Genomic DNA, 12,369 nt, shown 5'->3' with positions numbered 1-12,369 from the left:
CCCTATCGACGGGAGTTGATGAACGGTGTCCAAACTCGGCCGGATCACCGCGCTGCTGGCGGGCGTGGCCCTCCTCGCGGGCATGGCGACGAACACGGCGAACGCGGTGCCGGCGAAGACCGGGCCCATCTCCGTCGCCTACATCGAGGTCAACAACAACAGCATGCTGAACGTCGGCAAGTACGCGCTGCAAGGCGGCGGGAACGTGTTCGACGTCGGCGTGATCTTCGCCGCCAACATCAACTACGACACCACGAAGAAGGCCGCGTACCTGTACTTCAACCCGAACGTGCAGCGTGTGCTCGACAACGTGGCGACCCAGGTCCGGCCGTTGCAGGCCAAGGGAATCAAGGTCATGCTGTCGATACTGGGCAACCACCAGGGCGCCGGGTTCGCGAACTTCCCGACCAAGGCCTCGGCCGAGGCGTTCGCGAAGCAGCTGTCGGACACGGTGACCAAGTACGGGCTCGACGGCATCGACTTCGACGACGAGTATTCGGAGTACGGCAAGAACGGCACCGGCCAGCCCAACGCCAGTTCCTTCGTGTACCTCGTTTCGGCATTGCGCGCGGCGATGCCGACCAAGCTGATCTCGCTGTACAACATCGGCCCGGCCGCGTCGCGACTGTCCTATGGCGGCGTCGACATCACGTCGAAGTTCAGCTACGCGTGGAATCCCTACTACGGCACGTGGGGTGTTCCGAGCATCGCGCTCCCGAAGTCGCGGCTTTCACCCGCGGCGGTGCAGATCGGCGCCACGTCGACGAGCACCGCCGCCAGCCTGGCGCGGCGCACCGTGAGCGAAGGGTACGGTGTCTACCTGACCTACAACCTCGGCGCTTCCGACTCCCACACCTACATCTCCAGCTTCACGAAGGAGTTGTACGGCAAGGAAGCCGTCTACGCGGGCTAGATGTCCAGCTGGCGGATCCCGGTGCCGCGCTGCTCCACCCGGCTCGCGGTCGCCCGGCCACGCAGCCGCACGATCTCGTGCGGCTGCAGGCCGACGGCGACCCCGAACGCCTCCACATCGGCGAAACCGCCTTGCCGCTGCCGGAGTTCGACGGCCGACGCGGCGCGTTCCGGCGACATGCCCGGCAAGGCGGCCAAGTCGGACGGCGGGGCCGTGTTGACGTCCACGGGCGAACTCGGCGCCTCGGGAAGCGGCGGTGGAGCGAGCTGTTGGTCGGCTCGTGTTCCCGGTGCGGGCACATACGTTTCGACCACGTCGTTGGCCTGGACGTCCTGTGTGGACAGTCCCATGGTGAACACGCCGGTGCCGGAGCCCGCCGGGATGATCATGTTCCCCCTGGCCAGGGACGTGACCTTGATACCGGTGCGGACCACCGTGGAGGTGGTCTCCATGCCGACGCCGTTCGGGCGGATCAGCCGGGCCAGCGAGCCCGCGGTGAGCACGTTGCGGGCCATCTGCTCGGGCACCTCGACGGCGGCCACCGCCGAGCCGTCGCCCAGCAGGTTGACGCCGTGCACCACCGCGATGCCTTCGCGGTGCTCCAGGTACTCGCGGTCCGCTTCGGGATAGACGGCCAGCATGTCGCCCGGCATCGGCGGCGCGGCGCACTGGAAGCCGAGCAGCGCGGTCGCGTACTGCCCGGCGGGCACCTCGGGGATCGGCCCGGCCGGTCCCGACAGCCCGAGCACGCGCATCGGCGAGCCGATGACCTGGCCACCGCGGAAATGGCCGATCAGCGCGCCGTCGCGCAGCGTCCCTTCGTGCTGGCGCACCTGCGCGTGGAACCCGGTCAGGAAACTGTGCCCCGGCGCGTGCACCTGCGCGACGCCGACCTGGCTGCTCGTGTCGGGCCCGATCTCGTTGTCCGCGTACAGTTCCAGCGCGTCGCCGGGCACGATGTCGCGGCGCCCGACGGCGACGAAGACGTCACGCAGGAACCCGGCTTCCGTGCGCGGTTCCAGCTCGCTGGACAGGAACTTCTTGCGCAGCATGATCCCGAGGCGCAGATCCTCGGCGAGCACGCGGTCGTTACGCACAAGCCGGGCGCGGGCGCCGCGGGTCGCGCGGCCGACGCTCACCTGGCCACCGGGCAGCTGCCCGAGGCCCGGCACGGTGACCGTGTCGTTGAGCGCCTTGCCGAACTCGATCAGCCCCAGCCTGACCTCGGTCACGACATCGCGGCCAGCGTGATGCTGATCGACTGGTCGGCGTTGGTCCGCTCGGACTCGACGCGCATGCCCGACTGGGCCGCGCGTTGCTTGAGCCGCTCGTACACCTGGCGCTGCACCTCGGCCGCGTAGGCGTCGTCGACCGACAGCACCAGCTTCTCGGCCTCGGCCGGGGTGAGCCCCGGACCGTCCACATGCGCCACCTGCACGCCATCGGGGCCGTAGGTGAACTGGATCCGCCTGCCCGTCCACTGCGCGACCACGGTGTCGCCGGTCTCGCTGACCTGGGCGCGCAGCCCGGTGAGCGCGCGGGTGAGCAGGTCGCGGTGCCGCATCCGGGTGCGCACGGTGACCTGGCCGGCCTGCGCGTTCGCCTGGGTGTGCGCGGCGATCGTGGCGGCGTTGAGCTGGGCGAGCGCTTCACTGCGCAGCTTGAGCGTGACGCTCATCGGTGATTCCTTTCGGGCGCGAGCAGCGCTTCCAGCGCCTCGGTGGTGGCGAACCCGTTCAGCTCCACCGAGCCGTCGGTGGCGATCCGCAGTTCGAGCCGGTTCGGCGCGTCGAGCACGGACGGGTCGTAGCGGCCGGTCAGGAAGTGGAACCGCTGGTTGGCCGAGCCGACCCACGGCCTCGTCGGCTCCGGCTGGTCGGCCAGATACGGGCCGTCGACCAGGAGGTCCGTGGACGCGAGGAGTCCGGCGCAGTCCGGCCTGGCGCGCAGCTCCTCCAGGCGGTGCCCAGTGAACGTCATGACCGAAAGTCCCTCGGCGCGCACCGCGGCGGCCAGCGCGCCGAGCGGCTCGGGCTGGTCGAACGGTTCGCCACCGAGCAGGGTGAGGCCTTCGACGCCGTGCTCGTCACGGGCACGCAGCACCTGCTCCGCGACGTCCTGCCACGGCAGGCGGGTGCCGCCCTTGGTGGTCCAGGTCTGCGGATTGAAGCAGCCGGGGCAGCGCACCGAACAGCCTTGGGTCCAGACCGCGCAGCGCAGGCCGGGTCCCTCGGCCGCGGTGGCGTCGACGATCCGGTGCAGGTTCAGGAGTTCCACTGCGTCTGCTGCCGGGTCGCCGTGTTCTGCTCGGTCGTCTCGGTGCGCCGGTAGTCCTCGGTGAACTCCGAGGTGACCGTCTCCGCGCCGAGCATGTCCTCGAGGAGCGGGATGTAGTCGAGGCACTTCGAGCCGGTCACGCCGTGCGTCTCGGCGCTGATCGAGCCGTCCCTGCCGATGGTCACGGTCACGCGGTGCGTCATACGTCGATCGTCCTTCCCGTCGGGGCCTCCGGCGGCGCGGGCGGGACCGGCGCCGGGGGCTGGGGCGGCTCGGTGCCGTCGTCGGTGGCCGCGACCGCGCGGGTCTCGGCCCAGTTCCGGATGGCCGTGATCTCGTCGGCCTGGGTGACCGAGAGCGGGACAGTCGACTTCACCGCCCGCACCAGGTCCTCGCGGCGCAGCGGGCGCTTGTCGGCGAACGCGTCGACGAGCCCGGAAAGGACGGCCTGCTCGATCTCCGCGCCGCTGTAGCCCGCGCTGCAGTCGGCGAGTTCGGCGAAGAGCGCGTCGTCGAGGCGCAGCTCGCTGCCCACGAACGCGTCGGTGACCCGCTTGCGCAGGTGGATCCGCCAGATCGCGGCGCGCTCGGCCGCCGACGGCAGGTCCACGAAGAAGATCTCGTCGAACCGGCCTTTGCGGAGGAACTCGGGCGGCAGCGAGTCGACCTGGTTCGCGGTCGCCATCACGAACACCGGCGCGGACTTCTCCTGCATCCACGACAGGAACGTGCCGAGCACGCGGCGCGCCGTACCGCCGTCGCCACCGCCGCCCGCGCCCGCCAGGCCCTTTTCGATCTCGTCTACCCAGAGCACGCACGGCGCGATGCCCTCCGCGGTGCGGATGACCGTGCGCATGTTCTTCTCGCTGGACCCGACCAGCCCGGCGAAGATCCGGCCGAGGTCGAGCCGCAGCAGCGGCAGATGCCACATGTTCGCCACGCACACCGCGGACAGGCTCTTGCCGCAGCCGGGCACGCCGGTGAGCAGCAGTCCCTTCGGCGCGCTGAGGTTGTAGGCCGCGGCGGCCGGTGTCCAGGTGCCGGTGCGCTTGACCAGCCAGCGCTTGAGCCGATCCAGGCCGCCGACCGCGTCGAAGCTCGCCTCGGCAGGCACGATGTCGAGCATCCCGGACCGGCGCACGGCCTGCCGTTTCTCGGCGAGGATCAGCTCCAGGTCGCTGCGGTCGAGCCCGCCGCCTTCGACCAGCGCCCTGGCGAACGCGTTCTCGGCCTCGGGCAGCGTCAGCCCGCGCGCGGCGCCGACCAGCATGTCCCGCTCGTCGCGGTCGATGCTGATCCGCACGTGCGCGCGGTGCGCGGCGACCATGCCGTCGAGCAGCTCGCCGATCTGCTGCTGATCGGGCAGCGGGAAGTCGACGACCGTCGCGTCGTGCTCCAGCTCCGGCGGCACCGGCAGCGACGGCGAGACCAGGATGACGGTCAGCGGCACCGGCCGCGTCTTGAGCGCGCCCGCGAGCTCACGCAGCCGCCGCACGACCTCGGGATCCGGCCGGTTCCCGCCCTCGGAGACCAGCGACGGATGCAGGTCGACGAACACGAACACGGCGGGCTCGTTCCAGCCGTACACCCGCTCCAGCGCCGCCGACGCGGCCCGCGTGTCGTTGAGCGGCTGCCCGCCCGCCGGAGCCAGCCCGGTCGTCGACGACCACACGTACACCCGGCGCGGCGTCCGCAGCCGCGCCCCGTCCTCGGCGACCGCGCGGATCTCCCGCACGACCCGCTGTTCCTCGTGCGTCTCGACGACCAGCAGCGGATAGCGCGCCTGCAGCAACTGGGTCAGCTCGTCGCGAAACCCCTGGCCTGCCATCGGTTCCCCCTCGAAGTCCGCCCGGGATGCTACCAGCGGCCCGAGGCCGCGGCCCGGTTGCCCGAAAGGGCGGACTCTGGCTCCCCAACGGCCGTGCCACGTCACATCCTGGGGTCCATTGTGGCCTTTGTGCGGTTCAGTGGTGCCTATGAGTAAAGAGAATTTCCGCAGAGCCGCGCTGATGGCGCTGGCGGCGGTCGGGATCGCGCTGACCTCCGCCGTCGTGAGCCAGGCGCCCGCCAGCGTGCTGGCGTGTCCTTCAGTCGGGTGCACCGAGCCCGGACCCGACGGCGTCGAGCCCTCGTAGCTTGGTCCTGGTCTCGTCGGCGCGGGGATGCCTGAGCGACTCGAAGATGTCGAGCGCCGACGAGACACAGTCGCGGGCGAGCCCGGGTTCGCCCGCGGCGGTGTGGGTGTCGGCGAGGTGGGTGAGCGCGGTCGCCACGCCGTAGCGGTCGCCCAGCTCGTGATAGAGCTCGATGGCGTGGCGGTACGCGGCGATGGCTTCCTCGTGGTCGCCGAGGTGATGGCGGGCGTAGCCGACACTGTCCGAACTGGCCGCTTCGCCGACCCGGTTGCCGAGTTTGCGGTGTAACCGCAGCGCCTCGTCGCAGTAGGTCAGCGCTTCGGTGTAGGTCCCCAGGTTGGCGTGGTACCAGCCGACGTCGTTGAGAGCCAGCGCCTGGCCGGATTCGTGCTGCTCGGCTTGATAAAGCCTGAGCGCCTCCAGCGCGTGCGTGAGCGCTTCTTCGTTGCGTCCCTGCTGGCCACAGGCCCAATCGAGCTGCAGGTGGATGTCGGCCTGCGCGATCCGGTCACCGGCCCGGAGCTCCAGCGCGTGGCCCAGATGCGCGTGCGCGTCGTCGAACTCGGCCAGCCGGACGCTGCTGAACGCGATGCTGATGTGGCACTGCGCCTGGCCTTCGCGGTCGCCGGTGCGGCGGGCCGCGGCGAGCGCGGTGCGCGCGTTGGCGGCGAGGTCGTGCCAGAGGCCGCTTCGCTGCAGGAAGGTCACCAGGTTCCAGTGGATCCGCCAGGCGTGGCCGCCGAAACCGGTGTCCGCCGCCCGCTCGGTCAACGTCAGCAGCGCCGGGCGTTCCGCGCGGAACCAGTCCCAGGCCTTGTGATCGTCGGTGAGGCGCTCGAGTGTCATGCCGGGGCTCGGGATCGGCGGGGTGAGCCGGTCGCGGTGCGGGAACAGCAGCTGATCGGCGTGCTGCGCGGTGTGGAGGTAGTGGTCGAGCAACCGGAGCGACGCGTCGTCCCGGTCGTCGTCGGGCTGGCTCGCCGAGTAGGCACGCAGCAGGTCGTGCAACGCGAACCGGCCGGGCGCTGGCTGGGTCAGCAGATGCGCGCCGGTCAGCGTGCCCAGTGACACCCGCGCCTCGTCGAGCCGGACACCGGCGAGACTCGCCGCCGCCGTCGCCGAGAAGTCGGGGCCGGGATGCAGGCTCAGCAGGCGGAACATCCGCGCGTCCGCCGCGTCGAGGTGCTGATAGGACCAGGAGAACACCGCGCGCAGGTTCACGGTCGCCTCGCCCGCGTCGAAAGCGGCCATTTTGGCCGTTTCGTCGCGCAGTTCCTCAGCGAGCGCGGAGAGCGGGAAGTCCGGGTTGGCGGCGGCCCTGGCGGCGATGATGCCGAGTGCCAGCGGCAGTCCCGCGCAGTGGCGCAGCAGCTCGGTCATGGCCGCGGATTCGGTGGTGTGCAAGCGAAGCGCGAGCAGCTCGCGCGCCTCGGGCTCGCTCAGCACCTTCAGCGGAAGCGGTTTGGCGCCGTGCGCGGCGACCAGCCCGCCGAGCTGGCGGCGGCTGGTGATCAGCACGGTGCACCCGGCTTCGCCCGGCAGCAACGGGGTCACCTGATCGGTGTCCCGCGCGTTGTCGAGGACGATCAGCATCCGCTTCCCGGCGACCAGGCTGCGGTAGAGCCCCGCCTGCGCGCCTGCGTCCGCGGGGATCGACGTGGGCGGCACGCCGAGCGCGTCGAGGAAGCCGCGCACCGCCGTCTCCGGCGCCAGCGGCTCCCTCGACGGGGCGAACCCGCTGAGGTTCACGTACAGCTGGCCGTCGGGGAAACGATCGAGGTTGCGATGCGCCCAGTGCAGCGCCAGCCAGGTCTTGCCCATGCCGCCGGTCCCGCCGATCACCGTGATCGGCGCGGTCCCGGCGTCCAGCAGCTCCAGCTCACGCGCCCGCCCGGTGAACTGGGCAGGCGCCGCGGGCAGCTGGCGCGGCACCGGGAGCGCGGTCTCGGCGGGCGTCAACGCCTGATCCGCCGCGAGGATCCGCTGGTGCAGCTCCTGGAGCGGGGGAGAGGGGTCGACGCCCAGCTCGTCGCTGAGCCGCGTGCGCACGCGGCGGTAGGTCTCCAGCGCGTCGGCGCGCCGCCCGCCGCGGTACTGGGCGAGCATCAGCTGCCCGGCCAGGCGCTCGTCCAGCGGGTGATCCTCGGCCTGCGCGGTCAGCGAGGGCAGCAGCGCGGAGTGCCGTCCGAGCCTGAGCTGGACATCGGTCCGGTCCTGCTCGGCGGCCCGGCGCTCGGCGTCGAGGGTGCCGCGGACGGCGTTGATCCACGGCGTGTCCAAGCCCGCGAACGCCTCGCCGCGCCACAGGCCCAGCGCCTCGTCGAGCAGCTCAGCGGCCTTCGAGTCGTCGGCCGTGCCGCGGGCCAGCGCGACGAGGTCGCGGAAGTGGTGCAGGTCGACCGAACCGGGATCGGCGGTCAGCACATAGCCGCCGGAGCGCCTCGTGAGCGGCGTTTCGTCACCCAGCACCTGCCGCAGCCGCGTCAGGTAGCTCGACAGCGTGGTGCGTGCCTGCGCGGGCGGCCGGTCGCCCCACACCCGGTCGACCAGCTGATCGGTGCGCACGGCCTGGTTGACGTCGACCAGCAGCGCGGCCAGCACACACCGGCGGCGGGCAGGGCCGAGATCGACCTGCCGCCCGCCCGCGCGGACCTCGACCTCACCGAGAACCCCGAACTCCACATCCGAATACTGCCAGGTGTCAAGATCGGCACAACGCACGCGCAAACTTTCCACAGCGACGGCCGCGCAGAGTGTGGTTCCCGGGAAGTGTGGAGGGAACGTGCTCAGTCGTTCGGTCGTGATCGCCGATGGTTCGCCCGCCGTGCGCGACCGCCTGCGGATGTTGCTGGCAGGCGCCGCCGACCTCGACCTGGTCGGCGAGGCGGCGACAGGCGCCGAGGCGACCCGTGAGGTGCTGCGGCACCGGCCCGACGTGCTGGTGATCGATCTCAAGCTGGGTGTCTTCGTCGCGCCGGAGACGGCGACGCTGGCCTTCACCGAGCTAGCCGGTGATCTGTCCATTGTGGCCGCGATCCGCTCCGGCGTGCGCGGTCATCTGCTCAAAAGCGCCTCGGGCGAGCAGATCGTCCGCGCGATCCGCGGCGTGGCGGCCGGCGCCGCCGTGTTCGACACCGCGATCGCCGACCGCGTGCTCGCGCTGCTCACCGACCCCGACAGCCTGATGGCGTACTACCTCACCGCCCGCCAGCGCGAGGTGTTCGACCTGCTCACCATCGGCTTGCCGGACACCACGATCGCGCGGCGGCTCGGGCTCTCCCCGAAGACCGTCCGCAACCATGTCTCGACGATCCTGGCGAAGCTCGACGTGCGCGACCGCGCGGAGGCGATCCGGGCCTACGCCTGAGCCTCAGAACGGCCGGTCACCCGCGATGGCGACACGCTCGGCGACGCGAGCGTGCGGGTGGTAGTCGTTGACCGCGTAGTGCTGGGTGGCACGGTTGTCCCAGAAGGCGACCGAGCCGGGCCGCCAGGCGAACCGCACCTGCAGCTCCGGGATGTGCGCACGGCTGAACAGGTAGCGCAGCAGCCGGTCGCTCTCGTCGCGGTCGAGTCCGACGATGTGGGTCGTGAAGGCCTGGTTGACGAACAGCGTCCGCCTGCCGGTCTCCGGGTGCGTGCGGACGACGGGATGTTCGACCGGCGGGAAGGCATCCTGGTGGCGTGCCAGGAAATCCGGGTCGGAGAACCGCGCGAACCCGGGGATGAAGTCGTGCACGGCGGTCAGCCCGTCGATGCGCGCCCGGACGTCTTCGGGCAGGTTGTCGTAGGCGGCGGCCATGTCCGCCCACAGCGTGTCGCCGCCGAGCGGCGGAACCTCGATCAGCCGCAGCACCGAGCCGAGCGCGGGGTTCGGGCGGAACGTGACATCGACGTGCCAGATGTTCTCGAACGCGGGCGCGCTCGCCGAGCGCGCGAACCGGGTGACGTGCTCGGTGTCGCCCTGGGGGATGAACGGGTTCGTCTCCAGCTCACCCCAGTGCGCGGCGAACGCCCGCTGCTGCGCCGGCGTGATGTCCTGGTCGCGGAAGAACAGCACCTTCCACTCGAGCAGCGCGCGGTTGAGCTCCTCGCGCAGCGCGGGCGTGAGCGGCTCGGCGAGGTCGACGCCGCCGATCTCGGCGCCGATCACCCGGCCGAGCGGCCGCACGGTGAACAGCTCGTACGGCCGCTCTTCGACGCCGTCGGGCAGCCGCCGCAAGACACGCGTGCCTTCGAGGATTCCGTGCGAGGGCACGGTCGCCGACCGGAGGCGGGCGGGAAGTTCTACGGACACATCACCATGCTGAGAGCGGTCCAGTGCGTGGTCAAGCCGGTCCAGCAGCCGGGAACTTGATGAGCGGCGCGTCGCGCGAGAACTCCCGGAACCCCACGCCGTAGTACAGCCCGCGTGCGCTGGGGTGCCCCGGCGCGCCCAGGCAGGCGACCGTCATGTGGGTGGCGCCTGCGTCACGCGCCAGCAGCATCCCGTGCAGCAGCATCGCCCGCGCCAGCCCCCGCCGCCGATACCCCGGATGCGTCCCGACCGGCTCGAACTCGGCGGTCTTGTTCACCTCGTCGAGCCACATGATCGCCGAGCACGCCATGGTCCCGTCGGGCGCTTCGACCAGCACGTGCAGGTCGCCACGATAGCCCGCGGTGCGCCGGACTCCCTCGTACGCCTCGGCCGTGTAAGCCGAGGGGGCCCAAGCGTCCACATGCGCCTGAACGGCGGCCTCCGGCCCGGCCTCGCCGGCCGTGCGGAACCGGTATCCTGCGGGCAGGACCGGCTGTTCGACGTCAACGAGATCGCGCTCGTTGAGCTGGGTCCACGACCCTGTGTCGCCGAGCGCCTCGGGGTCGTCCTCGTAGCCCCGCGCCAGCCACCGCTTCAGCGCGAACTCGTCGGCGGCGCCCGCCAGCACGGTGCGCTCGAGGCCCTCGGTTTCGGCTTCGTACCAGTCGATCAGCTCGTCGACCAGCTCGCCGTGGCCGGGATGGACCTGGTGCGCGAGGTAGGCGCCGGTGATCTTCTTGACCACACCGTCGTTGCGCGTGATCGAGCGCGGAAGCTGAGCCCACCCCCAGGCCACGAGGCTGTCGCCGTCGAACCACAGCCGCTTGCGCCAGGCGGCGCCCTGGGCGGCATGGCCCTTGCCCCAGTTCCAGGCCAGCTCGCCGTACGATGCGTCGCCGTTCACCAGCTCGGGATGGGTCGCGGTGATCCGCTGCGCCAGATCCTGCATGAGTTCGACATCCGCGGCGGTCAGCAGCTCGGCGTTGGTCATAGTGCGTCACTGTGGCAGCACCCTGCGAGGCCGTCGAATCGTTTTCGGTCGTCAAGAGGGCGGAAGCGCCAATAGACGGACCCATGATCCTCTCTGGAGACTGGCGTTCCATGTCATTGGAGTGAACCAGGAGACGGAATGTCCTCATTGCGGAAGTTCGCGGCGCTCACCTTGCTCGCGGCGGGGATCACCCTGGCCGGTATCGGCGGCGTGGCTTCCGCGTCCGAGACCACGCCGTCCGACAGCGGCGCGACCACCTTGGGCGTCCTCTGCGCCGAGCCCTGGCACTCGGCCTGCTGGTGACCCCTCGTGAGTGCTCCGGCCGGTGCTAACCCAATGCCGGGTAGTTGAGGCTTGGCTTGCGTTGTCAATCGGCGCGTGAGCACGCGAAACCCGAGTTTGGGCCATCCAGTGGCCAAAACTCGGGTTTCGCGAAGTCCGGACCACCGTCGGCGCCCGAGCAGAACGTAATGAGCGGGGCGTATGCGTCGCTCAGCGTTGTGAACGCCCCGTTCACAACGTTCAACCGGCCCTTGCGGCACCCGCCGGGCGGCCGGTTCTAACCGGCCGGAACACTCACGACCTCGGTCAGCGGGGCGCCGCGCTCGACCAGGTCCGAGCCGCGCTCGTAGTCGTCGTCGGCTTCGTGGGTGAGCACGCCGACCGTCGTGCCGCCTCGGCCGTACCAGACGGTGAAACCGTTGTCGTGCTTGATAAAGCGGGCTTCGTCGAAGCCGTCGCCCCAGGCGGCGTACTTGAGCGTGCGGTCGCCGATGGTCGACCAGAAACCGGGCACGCTGTCCCAGGCCGCCGGTGCGCCCGCCGCGGTCCGCCCGGCGATCCCGCCCATCTTCTCGGCTTCGCCCCAGTGCTCGACCTTGAGCGCGCGGGCGGCCGCGGTGTTGTGCGCGAACGCCAGGTCGCCCGCCGCGAAGACGCCGCGGGCGCTCGCGCGGAGATGCTCGTCGGTGCGGACGCGGCCCTTGCCGATGTCCAATCCGGCTTTCTCGGCGAGTTCTACCCGAGGCTGTACACCGGTGGCGAGCAGGACGAAGCCGACGTCGAGCACGGGGATCAGGTCGGTGCGGATGCGGGTGCCGTCCTCGATTGCGAGCAGTTCGGTGCCGGTCAGGACGCTGACGCCCTCCAGCTTGAGCCAGCGCGCGAGCTCGCGCCCGGCGTCTTCGCCGAGCCGGGCGTGCTGCGGGAACGGCTCGGGGCAGATCATGGTCACCTGCAGGCCGAGACGGGACAGCGACGCGGCCGCCTCGCAGCCGATGAAGCCGGCGCCGACCACGACCGCGCTGCGCACTCCATCAGCGGCTTCGCGCAGGCGCCGCGAGTCGGCGGCCGTGCGCAGGGTCAGCACGTCAGGGTGATCCGCGCCGGGGATCGGCGGGCGTGCCGGCTCGGAACCGGTCGCCAGCAGGCACGTCGTGTAGTCGATGACCTCGCCGCCGGAGGTGGTGACGGTGCGCGCCTCGGTGTCGAGCGCGGTGACCTCGGTGCGCAGGCTCAGGTCGATCCGCTGGTCGCGGTAGAACTCGGGCGACTCGATCGGCAGGTCGTCGTCGGTGGCGTCGCCGCGCAGGAACTCTTTCGAAAGCGGGGGCCGGAAGTAGGGCGCTTCGGTGTCGGCCGAGAGGATCCGGACCTGCCCGGAGCCGCCTGCTTCACGGTAAGCGCGCGCGGCGGACAGGGCGGCGGGGCCGCCGCCGATCAGGACGAACCTTTCGTCGTTGCCAACCATGGTCTC

General features: G+C 71.0%; 13 protein-coding genes. 4 read left to right on the top strand and 9 right to left on the bottom strand.

Annotated features, from left to right (window positions below; genetic code table 11):
• Positions 1–25: 25 nt before the first annotated feature.
• On the top strand, positions 26–913 hold the full coding sequence (locus BLV57_RS37085) for an endo-beta-N-acetylglucosaminidase H (RefSeq protein ID WP_091297821.1): 888 nt from the start codon (positions 26–28) through the stop codon (positions 911–913).
• Here BLV57_RS37085 and BLV57_RS37080 read toward each other — a convergent pair.
• Genes BLV57_RS37080 through BLV57_RS37060 form a run of 5 tightly spaced genes read right to left on the bottom strand, consistent with a single transcriptional unit; the run spans position 910 to position 5,018 of the window.
• Complete coding sequence (locus BLV57_RS37080) at positions 910–2,145, bottom strand: ComEA family DNA-binding protein (protein WP_091297819.1); 1,236 nt, start codon at positions 2,143–2,145, stop codon at positions 910–912. The two genes, BLV57_RS37085 and BLV57_RS37080, sit on opposite strands and share 4 nt — an antisense overlap.
• A complete protein-coding gene (locus BLV57_RS37075) occupies positions 2,142–2,591 on the bottom strand; it encodes a hypothetical protein (RefSeq protein ID WP_091297816.1) in 450 nt (149 codons plus the stop codon). The genes BLV57_RS37080 and BLV57_RS37075 overlap by 4 nt, the downstream gene beginning before the upstream one ends.
• A complete protein-coding gene (locus BLV57_RS37070) occupies positions 2,588–3,190 on the bottom strand; it encodes a 4Fe-4S single cluster domain-containing protein (RefSeq protein WP_091297815.1) in 603 nt (200 codons plus the stop codon). Before BLV57_RS37070 ends, BLV57_RS37075 begins: the two co-directional genes overlap by 4 nt.
• Positions 3,178–3,393 carry a DUF2997 domain-containing protein gene (locus BLV57_RS37065; RefSeq protein ID WP_091297813.1) on the bottom strand — a complete coding sequence of 72 codons (216 nt, stop codon included), beginning with the start codon at positions 3,391–3,393 and terminating at the stop codon, positions 3,178–3,180. The genes BLV57_RS37070 and BLV57_RS37065 overlap by 13 nt, the downstream gene beginning before the upstream one ends.
• A complete protein-coding gene (locus BLV57_RS37060; protein ID WP_091297809.1) occupies positions 3,390–5,018 on the bottom strand; it encodes an AAA family ATPase in 1,629 nt (542 codons plus the stop codon). Before BLV57_RS37060 ends, BLV57_RS37065 begins: the two co-directional genes overlap by 4 nt.
• Positions 5,019–5,166: 148 nt before the next feature.
• On the opposite strand from BLV57_RS37060, the gene BLV57_RS43515 reads away from it, so the two are divergent.
• Entirely contained in the window at positions 5,167–5,325 is a 159-nt protein-coding gene (locus BLV57_RS43515; protein WP_176968980.1) for a hypothetical protein, read from the top strand.
• On the opposite strand, the gene BLV57_RS37055 is transcribed toward BLV57_RS43515, so the two are convergent.
• The gene (locus tag BLV57_RS37055; protein ID WP_091297806.1) at positions 5,278–8,007 is read right to left on the bottom strand and encodes an AfsR/SARP family transcriptional regulator; all 2,730 of its coding nucleotides are present in this window, start codon (positions 8,005–8,007) and stop codon (positions 5,278–5,280) included. The genes BLV57_RS43515 and BLV57_RS37055 overlap by 48 nt on opposite strands.
• Positions 8,008–8,107: 100 nt before the next feature.
• Between BLV57_RS37055 and BLV57_RS37050 the strand changes: the two genes are divergently transcribed.
• The gene (locus BLV57_RS37050; RefSeq protein ID WP_245757668.1) at positions 8,108–8,692 is read left to right on the top strand and encodes a LuxR C-terminal-related transcriptional regulator; all 585 of its coding nucleotides are present in this window, start codon (positions 8,108–8,110) and stop codon (positions 8,690–8,692) included.
• 3 nt (positions 8,693–8,695) lie between these two features.
• Here BLV57_RS37050 and BLV57_RS37045 read toward each other — a convergent pair whose 3' ends face one another.
• Together BLV57_RS37045 and BLV57_RS37040 are read right to left on the bottom strand one after the other, a co-directional pair.
• The gene (locus BLV57_RS37045; RefSeq protein ID WP_091297803.1) at positions 8,696–9,622 is read right to left on the bottom strand and encodes a TauD/TfdA dioxygenase family protein; all 927 of its coding nucleotides are present in this window, start codon (positions 9,620–9,622) and stop codon (positions 8,696–8,698) included.
• Between the two features lie 31 nt (positions 9,623–9,653).
• Complete coding sequence (locus BLV57_RS37040; protein ID WP_091297801.1) at positions 9,654–10,613, bottom strand: GNAT family N-acetyltransferase; 960 nt, start codon at positions 10,611–10,613, stop codon at positions 9,654–9,656.
• Between the two features lie 138 nt (positions 10,614–10,751).
• On the opposite strand from BLV57_RS37040, the gene BLV57_RS43510 reads away from it, so the two are divergent.
• A complete protein-coding gene (locus BLV57_RS43510; protein WP_176968979.1) occupies positions 10,752–10,916 on the top strand; it encodes a hypothetical protein in 165 nt (54 codons plus the stop codon).
• A gap of 256 nt (positions 10,917–11,172) precedes the next feature.
• Here BLV57_RS43510 and BLV57_RS37035 read toward each other — a convergent pair whose 3' ends face one another.
• Positions 11,173–12,363 (bottom strand): NAD(P)/FAD-dependent oxidoreductase, encoded by a 1,191-nt coding sequence (locus tag BLV57_RS37035; protein WP_091298140.1) that lies wholly within the window; start codon positions 12,361–12,363, stop codon positions 11,173–11,175.
• Positions 12,364–12,369 lie beyond the last annotated feature (6 nt).

It is taken from the genome of Amycolatopsis xylanica (assembly GCF_900107045.1).
GTDB lineage: Bacteria > Actinomycetota > Actinomycetes > Mycobacteriales > Pseudonocardiaceae > Amycolatopsis > Amycolatopsis xylanica.
Note: the sequence above shows the minus strand (reverse complement) of the source record. Positions and strands in the feature narration are given on the sequence as shown.

Excerpts from the sequence above, each read along its gene's own strand:
- BLV57_RS37075 (WP_091297816.1), bottom strand. The coding sequence starts at position 2,591 with ATGAGCGTCACGCTCAAGCTGCGCAGTGAAGCGCTCGCCCAGCTCAAC.
- BLV57_RS37065 (WP_091297813.1), bottom strand. The coding sequence starts at position 3,393 with ATGACGCACCGCGTGACCGTGACCATCGGCAGGGACGGCTCGATCAGC.
- BLV57_RS37060 (WP_091297809.1), bottom strand. The coding sequence starts at position 5,018 with ATGGCAGGCCAGGGGTTTCGCGACGAGCTGACCCAGTTGCTGCAGGCG.
- BLV57_RS43515 (WP_176968980.1), top strand. The coding sequence starts at position 5,167 with ATGAGTAAAGAGAATTTCCGCAGAGCCGCGCTGATGGCGCTGGCGGCG.
- BLV57_RS37040 (WP_091297801.1), bottom strand. The coding sequence starts at position 10,613 with ATGACCAACGCCGAGCTGCTGACCGCCGCGGATGTCGAACTCATGCAG.
- BLV57_RS43510 (WP_176968979.1), top strand. The coding sequence starts at position 10,752 with ATGTCCTCATTGCGGAAGTTCGCGGCGCTCACCTTGCTCGCGGCGGGG.
- BLV57_RS37035 (WP_091298140.1), bottom strand. The coding sequence starts at position 12,363 with ATGGTTGGCAACGACGAAAGGTTCGTCCTGATCGGCGGCGGCCCCGCC.